The sequence below is a fragment of the Pseudomonas sp. LBUM1676 genome, from assembly GCF_059695605.1.
This window is the reverse complement of sequence record NZ_CP166777.1, coordinates 6239449-6258190: the sequence shown is the minus strand read 5'-3', so window position 1 is coordinate 6258190 and position 18742 is coordinate 6239449. Positions and strand designations below refer to the sequence as shown.

Genomic DNA, 18742 nt, shown 5'->3' with positions numbered 1-18742 from the left:
TAGTCGTGTAACGCTCTGAAATGGGCGGCCATAGCGGGTGAAAGCCCCGTACACTCATGAGGTTTACAACATGACTATTGGTGTAGTCGGTCGTAAATGCGGTATGACCCGTATTTTCACCGAAGAAGGTGTCTCCATTCCGGTCACGGTCATTGAGATCGAGCCGAATCGCGTCACCCAGTTCAAAACTGAAGAGACCGATGGCTATCGTGCAGTGCAAGTCACTGTAGGCGAGCGTCGTGCTTCGCGTGTTACAGCTGCTCAGGCTGGCCACTTCGCTAAAGCGAACGTTGCCGCTGGTCGTACCGTAATGGAATTCCGCCTTGAAGAAGGCGAGTACCAGGCCGGCGATCTGATCAACGCTGAAATCTTCGCCGCTGGTCAACTGGTTGATGTAACCGGTCAGTCCAAGGGTAAAGGCTTCCAGGGTACGATCAAGCGTTGGAATTTCCGCGGGCAAGATAATACCCACGGTAACTCCGTGTCCCACCGCGTTCCAGGCTCTATCGGCCAGTGCCAGACTCCTGGTCGTGTATTCAAGGGCAAAAAAATGTCCGGTCATATGGGCGCTGAGCGCGTGACCGTGCAGTCCCTGGAAGTAGTGCGCGTGGACGCTGAACGCAATCTGTTGTTGGTCAAGGGTGCTGTTCCTGGCGCTACTGGCGGCAACTTGGTTGTACGTCCAGCAGCCAAGGCTCGCGGTTAAGGGGAAGCTGACATGCAATTAAATGTAAATGACGCTCAAGCGATCGAAGTTTCCGAACTGACATTTGGCGGCGAATTCAACGAGACGCTGGTTCACCAAGCAGTCGTGGCCTACATGGCCGGCGGCCGTCAAGGTAGCAAGCAGCAAAAGACCCGTTCCGACGTTCGTGGTGGCGGTAAGCGCCCTTGGCGTCAGAAAGGTACTGGCCGTGCTCGTGCCGGTACTATCCGTAGCCCAATCTGGCGTGGCGGCGGTACCACTTTCGCAGCTCGTCCTCAGGATCACACCCAGAAGCTGAACAAGAAGATGTATCGCGCAGCAATGCGTTCCATCCTTGCTGAGCTGGTGCGTACTGATCGTCTGGTAGTGGTTCAGGACTTCGCTGTTGATGCACCGAAGACCAAAGATCTGCTGAACAAACTGACCGGCATGGGCCTGACTGACGTCTTGATCGTGTCTGAAGTCGTTGATCAGAACCTGTACCTGGCTGCTCGCAACCTGCCACACGTTGATGTACGTGACGTGCAAGGTTCCGATCCAGTTAGTCTGATCGCATACGACAAGGTGTTGATCACCGTGTCGGCCGTGAAGAAATTCGAGGAGCTGCTGGGATGAACCAGGAACGCGTATTTAAAGTTCTGCTTGGCCCGCACGTTTCCGAGAAGGCTACGGTTCTGGCTGACAAGAAAGGCCAGTTCGTTTTCAAGGTTGCAACTGACGCAACCAAGCTGGAAATCAAGAAGGCCGTCGAAAGCCTGTTCAGCGTGAAAGTAGAGCGTGTTACTACCCTGAATGTTCTGGGTAAGAGCAAGCGCACTGCTCGCGGTCTGGGCAAGCGTAATGACTGGAAGAAGGCAGTTATCTCCCTTCAGCCAGGCCAAGATCTCGATTTCAGCAGCAGTGCTGAGTAAGGAAGGGGTGCATCATGGCAATCGTTAAATGCAAACCGACTTCCCCTGGCCGCCGTTTTGTGGTCAAGGTGGTCAACCAGGAGCTGCATAAAGGCGCTCCTCACGCACCGCTGCTCGAGAAAAAATCGAAGACTGGTGGTCGTAACAACAATGGTCGCATTACCACTCGTCACATCGGTGGTGGCCATAAGCAGCATTATCGTCTGGTCGATTTCCGTCGCAACGACAAAGATGGCATCTCTGCCACTGTCGAGCGTATCGAATACGATCCAAACCGTACTGCTCACATCGCTCTGCTGCTGTACGCAGATGGCGAGCGTCGCTACATCATCGCGCCTAAAGGCGTGAGTGCTGGCGACCAGCTGATCGCAGGTGCCTTGGCGCCGATCAAGCCGGGCAACGCTCTGCAACTGCGTAACATTCCAGTTGGTAGCACCGTACACGGCATCGAATTGAAGCCAGGTAAAGGCGCACAGATCGCTCGTTCCGCTGGTGCTTCGGCTCAGCTGATCGCTCGTGAAGGTGTCTACGTGACCCTGCGTCTGCGTTCTGGTGAGATGCGTAAAGTGCTGGCTGAATGCCGCGCGACCCTGGGTGAAGTCTCGAACTCCGAGCACAGCCTGCGTTCGCTGGGTAAAGCTGGTGCCAAACGCTGGCGTGGCGTTCGCCCAACCGTTCGTGGTGTTGCCATGAACCCGGTTGACCACCCACATGGTGGTGGTGAAGGTCGTACCTCTGGTGGTCGTCATCCGGTATCGCCATGGGGCTTCCCGACTAAGGGCGCGAAGACTCGTGGTAATAAGCGTACCGACAAAATGATCGTCCGTCGTCGCAAGTAAATAGAGGGATACGACAGTGCCACGTTCTCTGAAAAAAGGTCCTTTTATTGATCTTCACCTACTGAAGAAGATCGAAGTGGCGGCGGAAAAGAACGATCGCAAACCAGTTAAGACCTGGTCGCGTCGTTCGATGATCCTGCCACAAATGGTCGGTCTGACCATTGCAGTGCATAACGGTCGTCAACATGTTCCAGTTCTCGTGAACGAAGACATGGTCGGCCACAAACTGGGCGAGTTTGCCGGTACCCGCACATATCGTGGGCACGTGGCAGACAAGAAAGCCAAGCGTTAAGGGGTAAGGAACGATGGAAGTAGCCGCTAAGTTGTCGGGCGCTCGAATCTCCGCCCAGAAAGCCCGCTTGGTCGCCGACCAGATCCGCGGGAAGAAGGTGGGCGAAGCGCTCAACCTGTTGGCTTTCAGCAGTAAGAAAGCCGCCGAGATCATGAAGAAAGTGCTGGAGTCGGCCGTAGCCAACGCCGAGCATAACGAAGGCGCAGACGTTGATGACCTTAAAGTCAGCACCGTTTTCGTCAACGAAGGGCGTTCGCTGAAGCGAATCATGCCACGAGCCAAAGGCCGTGCTGATCGCATCGTCAAGCGGTCTTGCCATATCACTGTCAAGGTTGCTGACAAGTAACGGAGTCGAAGAGATGGGTCAGAAAGTACATCCCATTGGCATTCGCCTGGGAATCGTCAAGGAGCACACCTCCGTCTGGTACGCAGACGGTCGGACTTATGCGGACTATTTGTTCGCTGATCTGAAAGTGCGTGAGTATCTCCAAGACAAACTAAAAAGCGCGTCCGTAAGCCGTATCGATATCCATCGTCCGGCTCAAACTGCACGTATCACCATCCACACCGCTCGTCCAGGTATCGTTATCGGGAAGAAAGGTGAAGATGTTGAGAAACTGCGTCAGGACCTGACCAAACAAATGGGTGTGCCTGTGCACATCAATATCGAAGAAATCCGTAAGCCGGAGCTCGACGGTATGTTGGTTGCGCAGAGCGTAGCTCAGCAGCTGGAGCGTCGCGTAATGTTCCGTCGCGCTATGAAGCGCGCTGTACAGAACGCCATGCGCATTGGTGCCAAAGGCATCAAAATCCAAGTGAGCGGTCGTCTCGGCGGTGCTGAAATCGCACGTACTGAATGGTATCGCGAAGGTCGTGTGCCACTGCACACCCTGCGTGCCGACATCGACTATGCCAACTACGAAGCTCACACCACTTACGGTGTGATCGGTGTAAAGGTTTGGATCTTCAAGGGCGAAGTAATTGGTGGTCGCCAAGAAGAACTGAAACCACAAGCACCAGCGCCTCGTAAAAAAGCTGCTAAGTAAGGGGTACGCCAAATGTTGCAACCAAAGCGTACGAAGTTCCGCAAGCAGATGACAGGCCACAACCGTGGTCTGGCTCAGCGCGGTAGCAAAGTCAGCTTCGGCGAGTTCGCGCTGAAGTCTGTAGCTCGTGGTCGTCTCACCGCTCGTCAGATCGAGTCAGCGCGTCGTGCACTGACCCGTCACGTTAAACGTGGCGGCAAGATCTGGATCCGTGTATTCCCGGACAAGCCTATTTCCAAAAAGCCACTCGAAGTTCGGATGGGTAAAGGTAAGGGTAGTGTGGAGTACTGGGTTGCCCAGATTCAGCCAGGCAAAGTCCTGTATGAAATCGAGGGCGTTTCTGAAGAGCTGGCGCGTGAGGCTTTTGCCCTGGCTGCTGCAAAGCTGCCGCTCGCCACCGCTTTTGTTAAACGGACGGTGATGTGATGAAAGCGAACGAACTTCGTGAAAAAGACGCGCCGCAGCTTAACGAGCAACTGCTCGGCCTGCTGCGCGACCAGTTCAATCTGCGCATGCAGAAAGCAACTGGCCAGTTGGGGCAGTCTCACCTGCTCCGGCAAGTTAAGCGTGACATCGCTCGCGTGAAGACTGTGCTCAAACAGCAGGCAGGTAAGTAATCATGGCTGAAGCCGAAAAAACCGTCCGTACGCTGACTGGCCGTGTTGTCAGCGACAAAATGGACAAGACCATCACCGTTCTGATCGAGCGTCGCGTAAAGCACCCGATCTACGGTAAATACGTTAAGCGTTCGACTAAGCTGCACGCGCACGACGAAACCAATCAGTGCCACATCGGCGACAAAGTCACTATTCGTGAAACTCGTCCTTTGGCCAAGACCAAGTCTTGGGCGCTGGTTGATGTTCTCGAACGCGCTGTGGAAGTCTAAGGACTAGGGGTCGGAGAAATTATATGATTCAGACTCAATCCATGCTCGATGTGGCCGATAACAGCGGCGCACGCCGCGTTATGTGCATCAAGGTGCTGGGTGGCTCCCATCGTCGTTACGCTGGTATCGGTGACATCATCAAGGTTACCGTGAAGGAAGCAATTCCTCGCGGTAAGGTGAAAAAAGGCCAAGTGATGACTGCTGTTGTAGTCCGCACTCGTCACGGCGTTCGCCGTGCAGATGGCTCCATTATCCGCTTTGATGGCAACGCTGCTGTTCTTCTGAACAACAAGCAAGAGCCGATCGGCACCCGTATCTTTGGGCCAGTGACCCGTGAACTTCGTACTGAGAAGTTCATGAAGATCGTCTCGCTCGCCCCAGAAGTGCTGTAAGGAGATCCGACATGCAAAAGATTCGTCGTGACGACGAGATCATCGTGATCGCCGGCAAAGACAAAGGTAAGCGCGGTAAGGTGCTTAAGGTTCTCGCTAATAACCGTCTGGTTATTGGTGGTCTGAACCTGGTCAAGCGTCATACCAAGCCTAACCCGATGTCGGGCGTGCAGGGCGGTATCGTCGAAAAAGAAGCTCCACTGGACGCTTCTAACGTCGCCATTTTCAACGGCGAAACCAACAAGGCTGATCGCGTTGGTTTCAAAGTAGAAGACGGCAAGAAAATTCGTGTCTTCAAGTCGACCCAAAAAGCGGTTGATGCTTGAACACTGCTAGGTAGATGAGACCATGGCACGACTAAAAGAGATTTACTGGAAGGAAATCGCACCGAAGCTTAAGGAAGAACTTAAGCTTTCGAACGTGATGGAAGTTCCACGCGTTACCAAAATCACCCTGAACATGGGTCTGGGCGAAGCGGTCGGTGACAAAAAAGTCATCGAGCACGCTGTTGCCGATCTGGAAAAGATCACCGGTCAGAAAGTCGTTGTGACTTACGCTCGGAAATCCATCGCTGGCTTTAAAGTCCGTGAAGGTTGGCCGATCGGCGTCAAAGTGACTCTGCGCCGTGAGCGTATGTACGAATTCCTGGATCGTCTGCTGTCGATCTCCCTGCCTCGGGTTCGCGACTTCCGCGGCCTGAATGCCAAGTCCTTCGATGGTCGTGGTAACTACAGCATGGGCGTTAAAGAGCAGATCATCTTCCCGGAAATCGACTACGACAAGATCGATGCTCTCCGCGGTCTGGACATTACCCTGACCACCACTGCCAAGAACGATGATGAAGGTCGCGCCCTGTTGCGTGCTTTCAAATTCCCGTTCCGCAACTGATTGGAGTAGGAAAATGGCCAAGATGAGCATGAAAAACCGCGAGCTGAAGCGTCAGCTCACGGTTGCCAAGTACGCCAAGAAGCGTGCAGCACTGAAAGCTATCATCGTTGATCTGAACGCAAGTCCAGAAGCACGTTGGGAAGCTACAGTCGCTCTGCAGAAGCAGCCACGTGACGCAAGCGCTTCGCGCATGCGTAACCGCTGCCGCCTGACCGGTCGTCCACACGGCGTTTACCGCAAGTTCGGCCTTGGCCGTAACAAACTGCGTGAAGCGGCAATGCGTGGTGACGTACCTGGTCTGGTTAAAGCCAGCTGGTAAGCACTGTCAAAGTCTCGGTGTCCGGGATCGCAAGATCCTGACCACCGGTGACCTTGAACTTGAATCAAGCCCCTTTTGGGGCTTGATTCATTTGTGGGGTGTGTCTAGAATACCCGGCTCGCCTGAGCCCGTGCTTTTTTCGCATGGATGTCCTCGGCGACACGTAGTAGCCGCAAGGCTAATTTTTTGTGTATTAGGAGCGTCTAGCCCATGAGTATGCAGGACCCGTTAGCGGACATGCTAACTCGAATCCGTAATGCCCAGATGGCTGAAAAGTCCGTCGTAAGCATGCCATCTTCTACTTTGAAGGTAGCTGTTGCCAAAGTCCTGAAGGACGAAGGTTACATTGCGGGTTATCAGATCAGCAGCGAAATCAAGCCACTGCTGTCTATCGAGCTGAAATATTTCGAAGGCCGTCCGGTCATCGAAGAAGTGAAGCGCGTTAGCCGTCCAGGCCTGCGTCAGTACAAGTCCGTCGATGATCTGCCGAAAGTTCGTGGCGGTCTCGGTGTGTCTATCGTCTCCACCAACAAAGGTGTGATGACGGATCGTGCTGCGCGCGCTGCCGGTGTCGGCGGCGAAGTTCTTTGCACTGTGTTCTAAGGGGGGATAAGCATGTCACGCGTCGCTAAGAACCCCGTTAAGCTGCCAGCCGGTGTCGAAGTCAAATTCGCAGGCCAACAGCTTTCGGTGAAGGGTGCCAAGGGCACTCTCGAACTGAACATCCATTCGTCCGTTGAGATTGTTGAAGAAGCCGGTGAGCTGCGTTTTGCTGCTCGCAATGGCGATCAACAGACTCGCGCAATGGCTGGTACCACTCGTGCGTTGGTAAACAACATGGTCCAAGGCGTAAGCCAAGGCTTCGAGCGCAAGCTCCAGCTGGTCGGTGTTGGTTACAAAGCGCAAGCAAAAGGCACAGTGCTGAACCTGGCTCTTGGCTTCTCGCACCCAGTGGATTATGAACTGCCGGAAGGCATCACCGCTGAGACTCCTAGCCAGACCGATATCCTGATCAAGGGCATCGATAAGCAGCTGGTAGGTCAAGTGGCCGCCGAGATCCGCGACTTCCGTCCACCAGAGCCGTACAAAGGCAAAGGTGTGCGCTACGCGGACGAAGTCGTCCGTCGTAAAGAAGCCAAGAAGAAGTAGGGCATAGCAAATGACCGACAAAAAAGTTACTCGACTGCGTCGCGCTCGCAAAGCACGCCTGAAAATGCACGAACTCGAAGTCGTGCGTCTCTGCGTGTTCCGCTCGTCGCAGCACATCTACGCCCAGGTCATTTCGGCCGACGGCAACAAAGTCCTGGCAAGTGCCTCGACTTTGGATAAAGAACTGCGTGATGGCGCCACTGGCAACATCGACGCGGCCACTAAGGTTGGCCAGCTGGTCGCTACGCGTGCAAAAGCCGCTGGCGTCTCGCAGGTGGCTTTCGACCGCTCTGGCTTCAAGTACCACGGCCGCGTCAAGGCGCTGGCTGATGCTGCTCGTGAAGCTGGGCTGGAGTTCTAAGTTATGTCAAATAACGACCAAAAGCGCGACGAAGGCTACATCGAGAAGCTGGTTCAAGTTAACCGCGTAGCCAAAACCGTTAAAGGCGGCCGTATCTTCACTTTCACCGCGTTGACCGTGGTTGGTGATGGTAAAGGGCGTGTTGGCTTCGGCCGTGGCAAGTCACGTGAAGTGCCTGCTGCGATCCAGAAGGCAATGGAAGCTGCTCGCCGCAACATGATCCAAGTTGATCTGAACGGCACCACGCTGCAGTACGCAATGAAGTCCGGTCACGGCGCTTCGAAGGTGTACATGCAGCCTGCTTCTGAAGGTACCGGTATCATCGCTGGCGGCGCTATGCGTGCTGTCCTCGAGGTTGCTGGCGTTCAGAACGTTCTGGCCAAGTGCTACGGTTCGACTAACCCGGTAAACGTGGTTCACGCCACTTTCAAAGGTTTGAAGGCCATGCAGTCTCCTGAATCCATTGCCGCCAAGCGTGGCAAAAGCGTCAAGGAGATCTTCTGATCATGGCTACCGTTAAAGTTACGCTGATCAAAAGCATGACCGGCCGCATCCCTAACCACAAACTGTGCGTTAAGGGTCTGGGTCTGCGTCGCATCGGTCACACTGTAGAAGTACTTGATACTCCCGAGAATCGCGGGATGATCAACAAGGCTTACTACATGCTGCGTGTCGAGGGTTAATCGATGAAACTCAATGATCTGAGTCCAGCGCCGGGTTCCCGTCGCGAAAAGCATCGTCCGGGCCGTGGTATCGGTAGTGGTTTGGGCAAGACCGGTGGCCGTGGCCACAAAGGTCAGTCCTCCCGCTCCGGTGGCACCATTGCTCCAGGCTTTGAAGGCGGTCAACAGCCGCTGCATCGTCGCCTGCCGAAGTTCGGTTTCGTTTCCCTGAAAGCCATGGATCGCGCAGAAGTGCGTTTGTCCGAGCTGGCTAAAGTGGAAGGCGACATCGTCTCCGTGCAGTCCCTGAAAGATGCCAACGTGATCAACGTCAACGTACAGCGTGTGAAAATCATGCTGTCCGGCGAAGTTACTCGCGCTGTCACCATCGGAAAGGGAATCGGCGCCACCAAAGGTGCGCGTGCGGCTATCGAAGCAGCTGGCGGCAAGTTCGAGGAATAAATGGCTAAGCAAGGTGCTCTCTCTGCGCTCGGCAAAGGCGGTATGTCTGAACTCTGGGCTCGTCTGCGTTTTCTGTTCCTGGCGATTATCGTCTACCGAATAGGCGCACACATCCCGGTTCCAGGTATCAACCCGGACCGACTCGCGGACCTGTTTCGACAGAATGAGGGGACCATTCTTAGCTTGTTCAACATGTTTTCCGGTGGTGCGCTTGAACGGATGAGCATCTTTGCACTGGGGATCATGCCGTACATTTCGGCATCGATCATCATGCAGCTGATGTCCGCCGTCAGCCCGCAACTGGAGCAGTTGAAGAAGGAAGGTGAAGCTGGGCGTCGCAAGATCGCCCAGTACACCCGCTACGGCACTGTCGTCCTCGCTCTTGTTCAGGCCATTGGCATGTCCATTGGTCTGGCGGGGCAGGGCGTATCGTTCACTGGTGACTTTGGCTTCCATTTCGTCGCGGTATCCACTTTTGTGGCTGGTGCGATGTTCATGATGTGGCTGGGTGAGCAGATTACTGAGCGTGGTGTTGGCAACGGTATCTCGATGTTGATTTTCGCAGGTATCGTCGCCGGTCTTCCGAGAGCGATCGGGCAGTCTTTCGAGTCTGCGCGTCAGGGTGATATCAACATTTTCGCCCTGGTTGCCATCGGTTTGCTGGCAGTAGCGATTATCGGTTTCGTGGTGTTCATTGAGCGTGGTCAGCGTCGTATTGCTGTTCACTACGCCAAGCGTCAGCAAGGCCGCAAGGTTTTCGCTGCGCAGACTAGCCACTTGCCGCTGAAGGTGAACATGGCCGGTGTTATTCCGGCTATTTTCGCGAGCAGCATTTTGCTGTTCCCGGCTTCGTTGGGTACCTGGTTCGGTCAGTCCGAAGGTTTGGGCTGGTTGCAGGACATCTCGCAGTCGATCGCTCCTGGTCAGCCGTTGAATATTCTGCTGTTTAGTGCAGGGATTATTTTCTTCTGCTTCTTCTATACGGCGTTGATGTTCAATCCGAAAGACGTAGCGGAAAACCTGAAGAAGTCCGGTGCCTTTATTCCGGGCATCCGTCCAGGCGAGCAGTCGGCGCGCTACATTGATGGCGTTCTGACCCGTTTGACCCTGTTCGGTGCTCTATATATGACGGCCGTGTGCCTGTTGCCCCAGTTCCTGGTGGTTGCAGCAAACGTTCCGTTCTACCTTGGCGGGACCTCGTTGCTGATCGTGGTCGTGGTTGTGATGGACTTCATGTCCCAAGTACAATCGCACCTCGTTTCGCACCAGTACGAATCCCTGATGAAGAAAGCCAACCTGAAGGGTTACGGCAGCGGCATGTTGCGCTGAGTACCCATAAGGTTCGAGGAGTTGGTGATGAAAGTTCGTGCATCGGTGAAAAAGCTGTGCCGTAACTGCAAGATTATTCGCCGCGAAGGTGTTGTTCGAGTAATTTGCAGCGCGGAACCGCGTCACAAACAGCGCCAAGGCTGAGTGTGATTGTGCTTCAAGCCCGGCAGCTAGTGCGCTGCCGGGTTGATTATTTGTTATTACAGCGATATTATCTCGCGCCCTATTTCTTGGCTTCCGGGGCGTAGGTAGCTGTCAATTGGAGTCCCACTGAATGGCCCGTATTGCAGGCGTTAACATTCCAGATAACAAGCATACTGTTATCTCGCTGACCTACATCTATGGTGTTGGTCGCACTACTGCGCAGAAAATTTGCGCAGTGACTGGGGTCAACCCAGCCGCAAAGATCAAGGATCTGAGCGACGAGCAGATTGAACAGCTGCGTGGCGAAGTGGCGAAGTTCACCACTGAAGGTGACCTGCGTCGCGAAATCAACATGAAAATCAAGCGTTTGATGGACCTCGGTTGCTATCGCGGTCTGCGTCATCGTCGTGGTCTTCCAGTACGCGGTCAGCGTACCAAGACTAACGCGCGTACCCGTAAAGGTCCGCGTAAGCCGATCCGCAAGTAATCGCCCCAGCGAATCGACAGGAAATTAATCATGGCAAAACCTGCTGCTCGTCCTCGTAAAAAAGTTAAAAAGACAGTGGTTGATGGCATCGCCCACATCCATGCTTCTTTTAACAACACAATCGTGACCATCACCGACCGTCAAGGTAACGCGCTTTCTTGGGCTACCTCCGGTGGTTCGGGTTTCCGCGGTTCCCGCAAGTCCACCCCGTTTGCTGCTCAAGTAGCTGCTGAACGTGCTGGTCAAGCTGCGCTGGAATATGGCCTGAAAAACCTCGACGTTAACGTCAAGGGTCCAGGTCCAGGTCGTGAGTCTGCTGTCCGTGCATTGAACGGCTGTGGCTATAAGATCGCCAGCATCACCGACGTGACGCCAATCCCGCACAACGGGTGCCGTCCGCCGAAGAAGCGCCGCGTGTAATCCAGGAGATTGTAAAGAATGGCTCGTTACATTGGTCCAAAATGCAAACTCGCTCGTCGCGAAGGCACCGATCTCTTCCTGAAGAGCGGCGTGCGCGCGATCGAATCGAAGTGCAACATCGAAGCAGCACCTGGTATCCACGGCCAACGCCGCGGTCGCCAGTCCGATTACGGCACCCAACTGCGTGAAAAGCAGAAGGTCCGTCGTATCTACGGCGTTCTCGAGCGTCAATTCAGCGGCTACTACAAAGAAGCTGCTGGCAAGAAAGGTGCAACCGGCGAAAACCTGTTGCAACTGCTCGAATGCCGTCTGGACAACGTTGTATACCGTATGGGTTTTGGCTCTACTCGTGCCGAATCCCGTCAGCTGGTATCGCACAAATCCGTCAGCGTTAACGGTCAGACCGTAAACGTGCCGTCGTACCAGGTTCGTGCTGGTGACGTGGTCGCGATTCGCGAGAAAGCAAAGAACCAACTTCGCATTGTCCAAGCTCTCGATCTGTGTGCCCAACGTGGCCGCGTAGAATGGGTAGAAGTAGACACTGAGAAGAAGTCGGGCGTTTTCAAGAACGTTCCTGCTCGCAGTGATCTGTCCGCCGACATCAACGAAAGCCTGATTGTCGAGCTCTACTCCAAGTAAGGGCTAGAAAATAGGTGCATCCATGCAGATTTCGGTAAATGAGTTCCTGACACCCCGCCATATTGATGTGCAGGTTGTCAGTCCAACCCGCGCCAAGATCACTCTCGAGCCTCTCGAGCGTGGTTTTGGCCACACCCTGGGCAACGCGCTGCGCCGCATCCTGTTGTCCTCAATGCCCGGCTGTGCAGTAGTCGAGGCCGAGATTGACGGTGTGCTCCACGAGTACAGCGCCATCGAAGGTGTACAGGAAGACGTAATTGAAATCCTGTTGAACCTTAAAGGTCTGGCTATCAAGCTGCACGGTCGTGACGAAGTTACGCTGACCTTGTCGAAGAAGGGTTCGGGGGTGGTTACCGCTGCCGATATTCAGCTGGATCATGATGTCGAGATCGTTAACCCCGATCACGTAATCGCTAACCTGGCGTCTAACGGCGCCCTGAACATGAAGCTCACCGTAGCTCGTGGTCGTGGTTATGAACCGGCAGACTCGCGTCAGAGCGATGAAGACGAAAGCCGCAGCATCGGTCGCTTGCAGCTTGACTCTTCGTTCAGCCCGGTTCGCCGTATCGCATACGTGGTGGAAAACGCCCGTGTCGAGCAGCGTACTAACCTGGACAAGCTGGTTATTGATCTGGAAACCAACGGTACCCTGGATCCTGAAGAGGCTATTCGCCGTGCTGCAACCATTCTGCAACAGCAGTTGGCTGCGTTCGTCGACCTCAAAGGTGACAGTGAGCCAGTGGTTGTCGAGCAGGAAGACGAGATCGATCCGATCCTGCTTCGCCCGGTTGACGATCTGGAACTGACTGTACGTTCGGCTAACTGCCTTAAGGCGGAAAACATCTACTACATCGGTGACCTGATTCAGCGTACCGAAGTAGAGCTGTTGAAGACTCCGAACCTTGGCAAGAAATCCTTGACTGAAATCAAGGACGTTCTGGCCTCCCGCGGTCTGTCCCTCGGCATGCGCCTCGACAACTGGCCGCCTGCAAGTCTTAAGAAGGACGACAAGGCGACTGCCTGATCGTCGTAATCACCGAACGTTGTGTTTGGTAAGGAATGAACCATGCGTCATCGTAAAAGTGGTCGTCACCTGAGCCGCACTAGCTCGCACCGCAAGGCCATGTTTCAAAACATGGCAGTGTCGCTGTTCGAGCACGAGCTGATCAAAACTACACTGCCGAAAGCTAAAGAACTGCGTCGCGTTGCTGAGCCGCTGATCACTTTGGCCAAGACAGACAGCCTGGCTAACCGCCGTCTGGCTTTCGACCGTACTCGTTCGAAAGCTATCGTTGGTAAGCTCTTCAACGACCTGGGCAAGCGTTACGCTACCCGTGAGGGTGGCTACCTGCGCATCCTCAAGTGCGGTTTCCGCACTGGCGACAACGCGCCTATGGCGTACGTCGAGTTGGTTGACCGTCCTGCCGGTGGTGAAGCTGTATCCGCTGAGTAAGACGTCAGTCTGAAACGAAAAACCGGGCCTAGTGCCCGGTTTTTTGTGCGCGCTCGAAAAGTATGGGCATGTGACCTATTAGTTATTTTCTATCGAGAGTTACAGGTTAATGAATTTGTAGGTGTAACGTTCGTCGTCGATACTCCCTCTCAGCCGATAGCCGGTAGTTCAAGACTGACAGAGGAAGAGATCTCATGAGCCAAAACAAAATACTGACCACCGCCAGTGGCGCTCCTGTCGCCGACAACCAGTATTCCCGGTCCGCCGGCCCACGCGGCCCGTTGCTGCTCGACGATTTCCACCTGATCGAAAAGCTTGCCCACTTCAACCGCGAAAATATCCCTGAGCGTCGTGTACACGCCAAAGGCTCGGGTGCTTACGGTACATTCACCGTGACGCGTGACATCACCGAGTACACCAGCGCCAAACTGTTTGAGTCCGTCGGCAAACAAACCCCAACCTTCCTGCGGTTCTCCACCGTGGGCGGTGAGCGCGGTTCGGCCGACACCGAGCGCGATCCACGCGGCTTTGCCCTGAAGTTCTACACCGAAGAAGGTAATTGGGACATTGTCGGCAACAACACGCCGGTATTCTTCATCCGTGATCCGCTGAAATTTCCCGACTTTATCCACACCCAAAAGCGCCTGCCGCAAAGCAATCTGAAAAGCGCCCAGATGATGTGGGATTTCTGGTCGCACTCGCCTGAAGCGCTGCACCAGGTCACCATCCTGTTTTCGGATCGTGGCATCCCTGACGGCTACCGTCACATGCACGGCTTTGGTAGCCATACCTACAGCCTGATCAACGCCAGTGGCAAGCGTCACTGGGTGAAATGGCACTACAAAACCAATCAAGGGATCAAGAATCTGGCTCCCGCAGACGCGGCACGTCTGGCCGGTACCGATCCGGATTATGCTCAGCGCGATCTGTTCGAAGCGATCGAGCGCGGTGACTTTCCGAAATGGCGCGTGTGCATCCAGATCATGACTGAAGCACAAGCCGAGGCGCACTACGAGAACCCGTTCGATGTCACCAAGACCTGGTCACAGAAAGAGTTTCCACTGATCGAAGTCGGCGAACTCGAGCTCAACCGCAATCCACTGAACTACTTCGCTGAAGTTGAGCAAGCTGCGTTCGGTCCGAGCAATATGGTTCCGGGGGTGGGTCTGTCGCCGGATCGCATGCTGCAAGGGCGGGTGTTCGCGTATGCGGATGCACACCGCTACCGTATCGGCACCAACCACCAGCAACTGCCGGTGAATGCGCCTCGCAGCCCGGTCAATAGCTACCAGCGCGATGGCTCCATGGCGTTTGGCAGCAATGGCGGCGCAGCGCCGAACTATGAGCCGAACAGCTACGTCGAGTCGCCGAAACAAGCGCCTCGCTATGCCGAGCCTGCTTTGGCCTTGAGCGGCGCTGCTGATCGCTACGATCATCGTGAAGACACCGACTACTACAGCCACGCCGGTGCCCTGTTCCGTTTGATGAGCGACGAGCAGAAAGCCCTGCTGATCAATAACATTGTCGGCGCGATGGCCGGGGTATCCGGTGACGTGATCGACCGCCAGCTGCAGCACTTCTACAGGGCCGACCCGGCGTATGGAGAAGCAATCGCAACGGCGTTGGGCGTACAGCTGAACGAAGTCTAAACGAGAAGCAGAACCGCCCTCATTTGGGCGGTTTTTGCGTTATTTAAGCTGCTTTTCTCAGAATATCTTCGCTTTTATCGCGTCAAGCGAGTGACCTCGCGATCAGGTTGGTTCAAACTACAGACTTTAAAGCAGGGAGATGTAGGGCGATGCAAGGCCACCCAGACGTAATCGATTACCTCAACACGTTGCTCACCGGCGAGCTGGCTGCGCGTGACCAATATTTCGTTCACTCGCGGATGTATGAGGACTGGGGATTCACCAAGCTCTACGAACGAATCAACCACGAGATGGAAGAAGAAGCAGGGCACGCCGATGCCCTGATGCGCCGAATCCTGATGCTGGAAGGCACGCCGCGCATGCGTCCGGACGATCTCGATGTCGGTACCACGGTGCCTGACATGCTTGCCGCCGACCTGCGACTGGAATACAAGGTTCGCGCCGCACTCTGCAAGGGCATCGAGCTCTGCGAGTTGCACAAGGATTACGTCAGCCGCGAGATACTGCGTGTTCAGCTGAACGACACCGAAGAAGATCACACCTACTGGCTGGAGAAGCAGTTGGGGTTGATCAAGTTGATCGGTCTTGAGAACTACCTGCAATCCCACGCCTGATTGATGTGTTTGCAGGAGCGAAGCCTGCTCGCGATGGGCACGCCTTGGTTCTTCTGAATTGACGCGGTGATGCTATCGCGGGCAAACCTCGCTCCTACAGAAATGCACAAAAAAAAGCCCCTGTCACCGATAAGTGACAGGGGCTTTTTCATGCTCCCGATTCAGGCCCTGTCGCGCTCCAGCAGTGGCTTGAGGTAGAAGCCGGTATGGGATTGCTTCATCTCGCTGACTTCTTCCGGCGTACCAACGGCAATGATCTGCCCGCCTTTGGAACCGCCTTCCGGCCCCAGGTCCACCAACCAGTCGGCGGTCTTGATCACGTCCAGGTTGTGCTCGATCACCACCACGGTATTGCCGTGGTCGCGCAGTCGATGCAGTACGTCGAGCAGTTGCTGGATATCGGCGAAGTGCAGGCCGGTGGTCGGCTCATCAAGGATGTACAGCGTCTTGCCGGTGTCACGCTTGGACAGCTCACGGGACAGTTTCACCCGCTGCGCCTCACCACCCGACAGGGTAGTCGCCGATTGCCCCAGCTTGATGTACGACAGACCGACGTCCATCAGCGTCTGCAGCTTGCGCGCCAGGGCAGGCACCGCATCGAAGAACACTCGAGCCTCCTCTATTGTCATCTCGAGGGTTTCGTGGATGCTCTTGCCCTTGTACTTGATCTCCAGCGTCTCGCGGTTGTAGCGCTTGCTCTTGCAGACGTCGCACGGAACGTAGATGTCCGGCAGGAAGTGCATTTCCACCTTGATCAGGCCATCGCCCTGGCAGGCTTCACAGCGACCACCCTTGACGTTGAAGGAGAAACGCCCCGGACCATAACCGCGGGAGCGGGATTCCGGGACACCGGCGAACAATTCACGAATGGGGGTGAACAACCCGGTGTAGGTCGCGGGGTTGGAGCGCGGCGTGCGGCCGATCGGGCTCTGGTCGATGTCCACCACCTTGTCCAGATGCTCCAAGCCTTTGATGCTGTCGTGAGCAGCGGCTTCAAGGGTCGTTGCGCCGTTGAGAGCCGTGGCGCTCAAGGGAAACAGCGTGTTGTTGATCAGTGTCGACTTGCCCGAGCCGGACACGCCGGTCACGCAGGTCAGCAAGCCGATCGGGATGTCCAGATCGACATTGCGCAAGTTGTTGCCGCGAGCCCCCTTGAGGGAAAGCGACAGCTTCTTGTTACGCGGCGTGCGTTTGGCCGGGACTGCGATCTTCACCCGGCCCGACAAGTACTTGCCGGTCAACGAGTCAGGGTGGGCCATGACTTCGGCCGGCGTACCTTCGGCGACGATATGCCCGCCATGGACGCCGGCACCAGGGCCGATATCCACCACGTAATCCGCCAGGCGAATCGCGTCCTCATCGTGCTCGACCACGATCACCGTGTTGCCGATGTCGCGCAGGTGCTTGAGCGTACCGAGCAAGCGATCGTTGTCTCGCTGGTGCAGCCCGATCGAAGGTTCGTCGAGGATGTACAAAACCCCGACAAGACCCGCGCCGATCTGACTGGCCAGGCGAATCCGCTGGGCTTCACCGCCAGACAGCGTGTCCGCGCTGCGATCCAGCGACAGGTAGTCGAGGCCGACGTTGACCAGAAACTGCAGGCGCTCGCGGATTTCCTTGAGGATCTTGTCCGCGATCTCGCCGCGGCGCCCTGTCAGCTTGAGCCCCCCAAAATACTCGCACGCATCGCCAATCGGCAGATTGGTCACCGCAGGCAGCGTCTTCTCACCGACCCAGACGTGCCGCGCTTCGCGACGCAGGCGAGTGCCGCGGCAATCCGGGCAAGGCTGGGTGCTGAGGAACTTGGCCAGCTCTTCGCGCACCGAGGCGGACTCGGTCTCGCGGTAACGACGCTCGAGGTTCGGCACGATGCCTTCGAACGGGTGCGAGCGTTTGACGATGTCGCCGCGGTCGTTCAAGTATTTGAAATCGACATTCTGCGAGCCACTGCCGTGCAGGATGAATTTCTGCTGATCGGCCGGCAGTTCGTTGAACGGCATTTCCAGGCTGAACTTGAAGTGTGAGGCCAGGGACCCCAGCATCTGGAAATAATAGACGTTGCGCCTGTCCCAGCCGCGAATCGCGCCTTCGGCCAGGGTCAGTTCGCCATTGACCAGTCGCTTGATGTCGAAAAATTGCTTGACCCCCAGGCCGTCGCAAGTCGGGCAGGCACCGGCCGGGTTGTTGAAGGAGAACAGCTTGGGTTCCAGCTCGCTGATGGCGTGGCCACAGATCGGGCAGGCGAAGCGCGCGGAAAAGATGATTTCTTCGCCGGGCTCGTCGTCCATCGGTGCAACCAGGGCAATACCGTCCGCCAGTTTCAGTGCGGTCTCGAACGACTCGGCAAGGCGCTGTTGCAGATCGGCGCGGACTTTGAAGCGATCGACCACGACATCGATGGAATGCTTCTTCTGTTTATCCAGCTTCGGCAACTCGTCCAGCTCGCACAGCCTGCCGTTGACCCGGGCCCGCACGAAGCCCTGGGCGCGCAGTTCCTCGAAGACCGACAGGTGTTCGCCTTTTCGCTCGCGAATCACCGGGGCCAGCAGCATCAGCTTGCTGCCTTCCGGTTGGGCCAGCACGAGGTCGACCATCTGGCTGACGGTCTGTGCTTCCAGGGGAATGTCGTGATCCGGACAGCGCGGAATACCCACGCGAGCGTAAAGCAGACGTAGATAATCGTAGATTTCGGTGATGGTGCCGACCGTCGAACGCGGGTTATGCGAGGTCGACTTCTGTTCGATGGAAATGGCCGGCGACAAACCTTCGATGGTGTCGACGTCAGGCTTTTCCATCATTGACAGGAACTGCCGGGCATAGGCCGACAGCGATTCGACGTAGCGGCGCTGGCCTTCGGCGTACAGCGTGTCGAATGCCAGGGACGATTTGCCGGATCCGGACAGGCCGGTGATGACGATCAGTTTGTCCCGTGGCAGGGTCAGGTCGATGTTCTTCAGGTTGTGGGTTCGGGCCCCACGAATCAGGATCTTGTCCAAAGTGGCCTCGCTCGGCGGGCGTCGAAAACGTAGGAGTATACGGCCAAATACTGGATGGATGCACACTATCGAGTGACGAGGTTACAGCCTTGCATGAA

Annotated in this window: 30 protein-coding genes; 29 read left to right on the top strand and 1 reads right to left on the bottom strand. The window is 55.7% G+C overall.

Going from position 1 to position 18742, the window contains the following annotated elements; genetic code table 11:
• Positions 1-70: 70 nt before the first annotated feature.
• From rplC to bfr, 29 genes are all read left to right on the top strand, one after another.
• The gene (gene rplC, locus ACA041_RS28985; RefSeq protein ID WP_003186059.1) at positions 71-706 is read left to right on the top strand and encodes a 50S ribosomal protein L3; all 636 of its coding nucleotides are present in this window, start codon (positions 71-73) and stop codon (positions 704-706) included.
• A gap of 12 nt (positions 707-718) precedes the next feature.
• Positions 719-1321 (top strand): 50S ribosomal protein L4, encoded by a 603-nt coding sequence (gene rplD, locus ACA041_RS28980; protein WP_007896707.1) that lies wholly within the window; start codon positions 719-721, stop codon positions 1319-1321.
• A complete protein-coding gene (gene rplW, locus ACA041_RS28975; protein ID WP_002555488.1) occupies positions 1318-1617 on the top strand; it encodes a 50S ribosomal protein L23 in 300 nt (99 codons plus the stop codon). The genes rplD and rplW overlap by 4 nt, the downstream gene beginning before the upstream one ends.
• Before the next feature lie 14 nt (positions 1618-1631).
• Positions 1632-2456, top strand: a complete 825-nt coding sequence (gene rplB, locus ACA041_RS28970) for a 50S ribosomal protein L2 (RefSeq protein WP_003176423.1) — start codon at positions 1632-1634, stop codon at positions 2454-2456.
• Between the two features lie 16 nt (positions 2457-2472).
• Positions 2473-2748 carry a 30S ribosomal protein S19 gene (gene rpsS / locus ACA041_RS28965; protein WP_002555486.1) on the top strand — a complete coding sequence of 92 codons (276 nt, stop codon included), beginning with the start codon at positions 2473-2475 and terminating at the stop codon, positions 2746-2748.
• A 13-nt stretch (positions 2749-2761) separates the two neighbouring features.
• Positions 2762-3094, top strand: coding sequence for a 50S ribosomal protein L22 (gene rplV, locus ACA041_RS28960; RefSeq protein ID WP_003103908.1), 333 nt, complete (start codon positions 2762-2764; stop codon positions 3092-3094).
• 13 nt (positions 3095-3107) lie between these two features.
• Positions 3108-3794, top strand: coding sequence for a 30S ribosomal protein S3 (gene rpsC / locus ACA041_RS28955; RefSeq protein ID WP_003176422.1), 687 nt, complete (start codon positions 3108-3110; stop codon positions 3792-3794).
• A 12-nt stretch (positions 3795-3806) separates the two neighbouring features.
• Positions 3807-4220 (top strand): 50S ribosomal protein L16, encoded by a 414-nt coding sequence (gene rplP / locus ACA041_RS28950; RefSeq protein ID WP_007896757.1) that lies wholly within the window; start codon positions 3807-3809, stop codon positions 4218-4220.
• Entirely contained in the window at positions 4220-4411 is a 192-nt protein-coding gene (gene rpmC / locus ACA041_RS28945; RefSeq protein WP_008030901.1) for a 50S ribosomal protein L29, read from the top strand. The genes rplP and rpmC overlap by 1 nt, the downstream gene beginning before the upstream one ends.
• A gap of 2 nt (positions 4412-4413) precedes the next feature.
• Entirely contained in the window at positions 4414-4680 is a 267-nt protein-coding gene (rpsQ, locus tag ACA041_RS28940) for a 30S ribosomal protein S17 (RefSeq protein ID WP_003176419.1), read from the top strand.
• 23 nt (positions 4681-4703) lie between these two features.
• The gene (gene rplN / locus ACA041_RS28935; RefSeq protein WP_002555479.1) at positions 4704-5072 is read left to right on the top strand and encodes a 50S ribosomal protein L14; all 369 of its coding nucleotides are present in this window, start codon (positions 4704-4706) and stop codon (positions 5070-5072) included.
• 11 nt (positions 5073-5083) lie between these two features.
• Positions 5084-5398, top strand: coding sequence for a 50S ribosomal protein L24 (gene rplX / locus ACA041_RS28930; protein WP_003176416.1), 315 nt, complete (start codon positions 5084-5086; stop codon positions 5396-5398).
• 22 nt (positions 5399-5420) lie between these two features.
• On the top strand, positions 5421-5960 hold the full coding sequence (gene rplE / locus ACA041_RS28925) for a 50S ribosomal protein L5 (RefSeq protein WP_003176415.1): 540 nt from the start codon (positions 5421-5423) through the stop codon (positions 5958-5960).
• A 13-nt stretch (positions 5961-5973) separates the two neighbouring features.
• Positions 5974-6279: a 30S ribosomal protein S14 gene (rpsN, locus tag ACA041_RS28920; protein ID WP_003176414.1), complete on the top strand. Its 306-nt coding sequence runs from the start codon at positions 5974-5976 to the stop codon at positions 6277-6279.
• Positions 6280-6489: 210 nt separating this feature from the next.
• Positions 6490-6882 carry a 30S ribosomal protein S8 gene (rpsH, locus tag ACA041_RS28915; protein WP_003186040.1) on the top strand — a complete coding sequence of 131 codons (393 nt, stop codon included), beginning with the start codon at positions 6490-6492 and terminating at the stop codon, positions 6880-6882.
• Positions 6883-6894: 12 nt separating this feature from the next.
• Entirely contained in the window at positions 6895-7428 is a 534-nt protein-coding gene (gene rplF, locus ACA041_RS28910; protein ID WP_003176412.1) for a 50S ribosomal protein L6, read from the top strand.
• Positions 7429-7438: 10 nt separating this feature from the next.
• Positions 7439-7789 (top strand): 50S ribosomal protein L18, encoded by a 351-nt coding sequence (gene rplR / locus ACA041_RS28905; RefSeq protein WP_003186037.1) that lies wholly within the window; start codon positions 7439-7441, stop codon positions 7787-7789.
• A gap of 3 nt (positions 7790-7792) precedes the next feature.
• Positions 7793-8293, top strand: a complete 501-nt coding sequence (rpsE, locus tag ACA041_RS28900; protein WP_007943782.1) for a 30S ribosomal protein S5 — start codon at positions 7793-7795, stop codon at positions 8291-8293.
• A 2-nt stretch (positions 8294-8295) separates the two neighbouring features.
• The gene (gene rpmD / locus ACA041_RS28895) at positions 8296-8472 is read left to right on the top strand and encodes a 50S ribosomal protein L30 (RefSeq protein ID WP_003186033.1); all 177 of its coding nucleotides are present in this window, start codon (positions 8296-8298) and stop codon (positions 8470-8472) included.
• A 3-nt stretch (positions 8473-8475) separates the two neighbouring features.
• The gene (rplO, locus tag ACA041_RS28890; protein ID WP_064680056.1) at positions 8476-8913 is read left to right on the top strand and encodes a 50S ribosomal protein L15; all 438 of its coding nucleotides are present in this window, start codon (positions 8476-8478) and stop codon (positions 8911-8913) included.
• On the top strand, positions 8914-10242 hold the full coding sequence (secY, locus tag ACA041_RS28885; protein ID WP_064680055.1) for a preprotein translocase subunit SecY: 1329 nt from the start codon (positions 8914-8916) through the stop codon (positions 10240-10242).
• 27 nt (positions 10243-10269) lie between these two features.
• Positions 10270-10386 carry a 50S ribosomal protein L36 gene (gene rpmJ, locus ACA041_RS28880; RefSeq protein ID WP_002555468.1) on the top strand — a complete coding sequence of 39 codons (117 nt, stop codon included), beginning with the start codon at positions 10270-10272 and terminating at the stop codon, positions 10384-10386.
• Positions 10387-10516: 130 nt separating this feature from the next.
• Positions 10517-10873: a 30S ribosomal protein S13 gene (gene rpsM, locus ACA041_RS28875; protein ID WP_003186020.1), complete on the top strand. Its 357-nt coding sequence runs from the start codon at positions 10517-10519 to the stop codon at positions 10871-10873.
• 30 nt (positions 10874-10903) lie between these two features.
• On the top strand, positions 10904-11293 hold the full coding sequence (rpsK, locus tag ACA041_RS28870; RefSeq protein WP_002555466.1) for a 30S ribosomal protein S11: 390 nt from the start codon (positions 10904-10906) through the stop codon (positions 11291-11293).
• Between the two features lie 18 nt (positions 11294-11311).
• Positions 11312-11932, top strand: coding sequence for a 30S ribosomal protein S4 (rpsD, locus tag ACA041_RS28865; RefSeq protein WP_003210056.1), 621 nt, complete (start codon positions 11312-11314; stop codon positions 11930-11932).
• Between the two features lie 22 nt (positions 11933-11954).
• Positions 11955-12956: a DNA-directed RNA polymerase subunit alpha gene (locus ACA041_RS28860; protein WP_003186012.1), complete on the top strand. Its 1002-nt coding sequence runs from the start codon at positions 11955-11957 to the stop codon at positions 12954-12956.
• A 42-nt stretch (positions 12957-12998) separates the two neighbouring features.
• Positions 12999-13385, top strand: a complete 387-nt coding sequence (gene rplQ / locus ACA041_RS28855; protein WP_008145500.1) for a 50S ribosomal protein L17 — start codon at positions 12999-13001, stop codon at positions 13383-13385.
• A gap of 194 nt (positions 13386-13579) precedes the next feature.
• Positions 13580-15034, top strand: coding sequence for a catalase (locus ACA041_RS28850; protein WP_497438903.1), 1455 nt, complete (start codon positions 13580-13582; stop codon positions 15032-15034).
• Between the two features lie 149 nt (positions 15035-15183).
• The gene (bfr, locus tag ACA041_RS28845) at positions 15184-15648 is read left to right on the top strand and encodes a bacterioferritin (RefSeq protein WP_314526648.1); all 465 of its coding nucleotides are present in this window, start codon (positions 15184-15186) and stop codon (positions 15646-15648) included.
• 161 nt (positions 15649-15809) lie between these two features.
• Here bfr and uvrA read toward each other — a convergent pair whose 3' ends face one another.
• Positions 15810-18644 (bottom strand): excinuclease ABC subunit UvrA, encoded by a 2835-nt coding sequence (uvrA, locus tag ACA041_RS28840; protein WP_497438902.1) that lies wholly within the window; start codon positions 18642-18644, stop codon positions 15810-15812.
• Between the last annotated feature and the right edge of the window lie 98 nt (positions 18645-18742).

Coding starts and splice junctions, on each gene's coding strand:
- rplW (WP_002555488.1), top strand. CDS start 1,318: ATGAACCAGGAACGCGTATTTAAAGTTCTGCTTGGCCCGCACGTTTCC.
- rpmD (WP_003186033.1), top strand. CDS start 8,296: ATGGCTACCGTTAAAGTTACGCTGATCAAAAGCATGACCGGCCGCATC.
- rplV (WP_003103908.1), top strand. CDS start 2,762: ATGGAAGTAGCCGCTAAGTTGTCGGGCGCTCGAATCTCCGCCCAGAAA.
- rplQ (WP_008145500.1), top strand. CDS start 12,999: ATGCGTCATCGTAAAAGTGGTCGTCACCTGAGCCGCACTAGCTCGCAC.
- ACA041_RS28850 (WP_497438903.1), top strand. CDS start 13,580: ATGAGCCAAAACAAAATACTGACCACCGCCAGTGGCGCTCCTGTCGCC.
- rpsH (WP_003186040.1), top strand. CDS start 6,490: ATGAGTATGCAGGACCCGTTAGCGGACATGCTAACTCGAATCCGTAAT.
- rpmJ (WP_002555468.1), top strand. CDS start 10,270: ATGAAAGTTCGTGCATCGGTGAAAAAGCTGTGCCGTAACTGCAAGATT.
- rplC (WP_003186059.1), top strand. CDS start 71: ATGACTATTGGTGTAGTCGGTCGTAAATGCGGTATGACCCGTATTTTC.
- ACA041_RS28860 (WP_003186012.1), top strand. CDS start 11,955: ATGCAGATTTCGGTAAATGAGTTCCTGACACCCCGCCATATTGATGTG.
- rplR (WP_003186037.1), top strand. CDS start 7,439: ATGACCGACAAAAAAGTTACTCGACTGCGTCGCGCTCGCAAAGCACGC.
- rplP (WP_007896757.1), top strand. CDS start 3,807: ATGTTGCAACCAAAGCGTACGAAGTTCCGCAAGCAGATGACAGGCCAC.
- rpsD (WP_003210056.1), top strand. CDS start 11,312: ATGGCTCGTTACATTGGTCCAAAATGCAAACTCGCTCGTCGCGAAGGC.
- secY (WP_064680055.1), top strand. CDS start 8,914: ATGGCTAAGCAAGGTGCTCTCTCTGCGCTCGGCAAAGGCGGTATGTCT.
- rpsQ (WP_003176419.1), top strand. CDS start 4,414: ATGGCTGAAGCCGAAAAAACCGTCCGTACGCTGACTGGCCGTGTTGTC.
- rpsN (WP_003176414.1), top strand. CDS start 5,974: ATGGCCAAGATGAGCATGAAAAACCGCGAGCTGAAGCGTCAGCTCACG.
- rplO (WP_064680056.1), top strand. CDS start 8,476: ATGAAACTCAATGATCTGAGTCCAGCGCCGGGTTCCCGTCGCGAAAAG.
- rplF (WP_003176412.1), top strand. CDS start 6,895: ATGTCACGCGTCGCTAAGAACCCCGTTAAGCTGCCAGCCGGTGTCGAA.
- bfr (WP_314526648.1), top strand. CDS start 15,184: ATGCAAGGCCACCCAGACGTAATCGATTACCTCAACACGTTGCTCACC.
- rplN (WP_002555479.1), top strand. CDS start 4,704: ATGATTCAGACTCAATCCATGCTCGATGTGGCCGATAACAGCGGCGCA.
- rplX (WP_003176416.1), top strand. CDS start 5,084: ATGCAAAAGATTCGTCGTGACGACGAGATCATCGTGATCGCCGGCAAA.
- rpsE (WP_007943782.1), top strand. CDS start 7,793: ATGTCAAATAACGACCAAAAGCGCGACGAAGGCTACATCGAGAAGCTG.
- rpsM (WP_003186020.1), top strand. CDS start 10,517: ATGGCCCGTATTGCAGGCGTTAACATTCCAGATAACAAGCATACTGTT.
- rplD (WP_007896707.1), top strand. CDS start 719: ATGCAATTAAATGTAAATGACGCTCAAGCGATCGAAGTTTCCGAACTG.
- rplB (WP_003176423.1), top strand. CDS start 1,632: ATGGCAATCGTTAAATGCAAACCGACTTCCCCTGGCCGCCGTTTTGTG.
- rpsK (WP_002555466.1), top strand. CDS start 10,904: ATGGCAAAACCTGCTGCTCGTCCTCGTAAAAAAGTTAAAAAGACAGTG.
- rpsC (WP_003176422.1), top strand. CDS start 3,108: ATGGGTCAGAAAGTACATCCCATTGGCATTCGCCTGGGAATCGTCAAG.
- rpmC (WP_008030901.1), top strand. CDS start 4,220: ATGAAAGCGAACGAACTTCGTGAAAAAGACGCGCCGCAGCTTAACGAG.
- rplE (WP_003176415.1), top strand. CDS start 5,421: ATGGCACGACTAAAAGAGATTTACTGGAAGGAAATCGCACCGAAGCTT.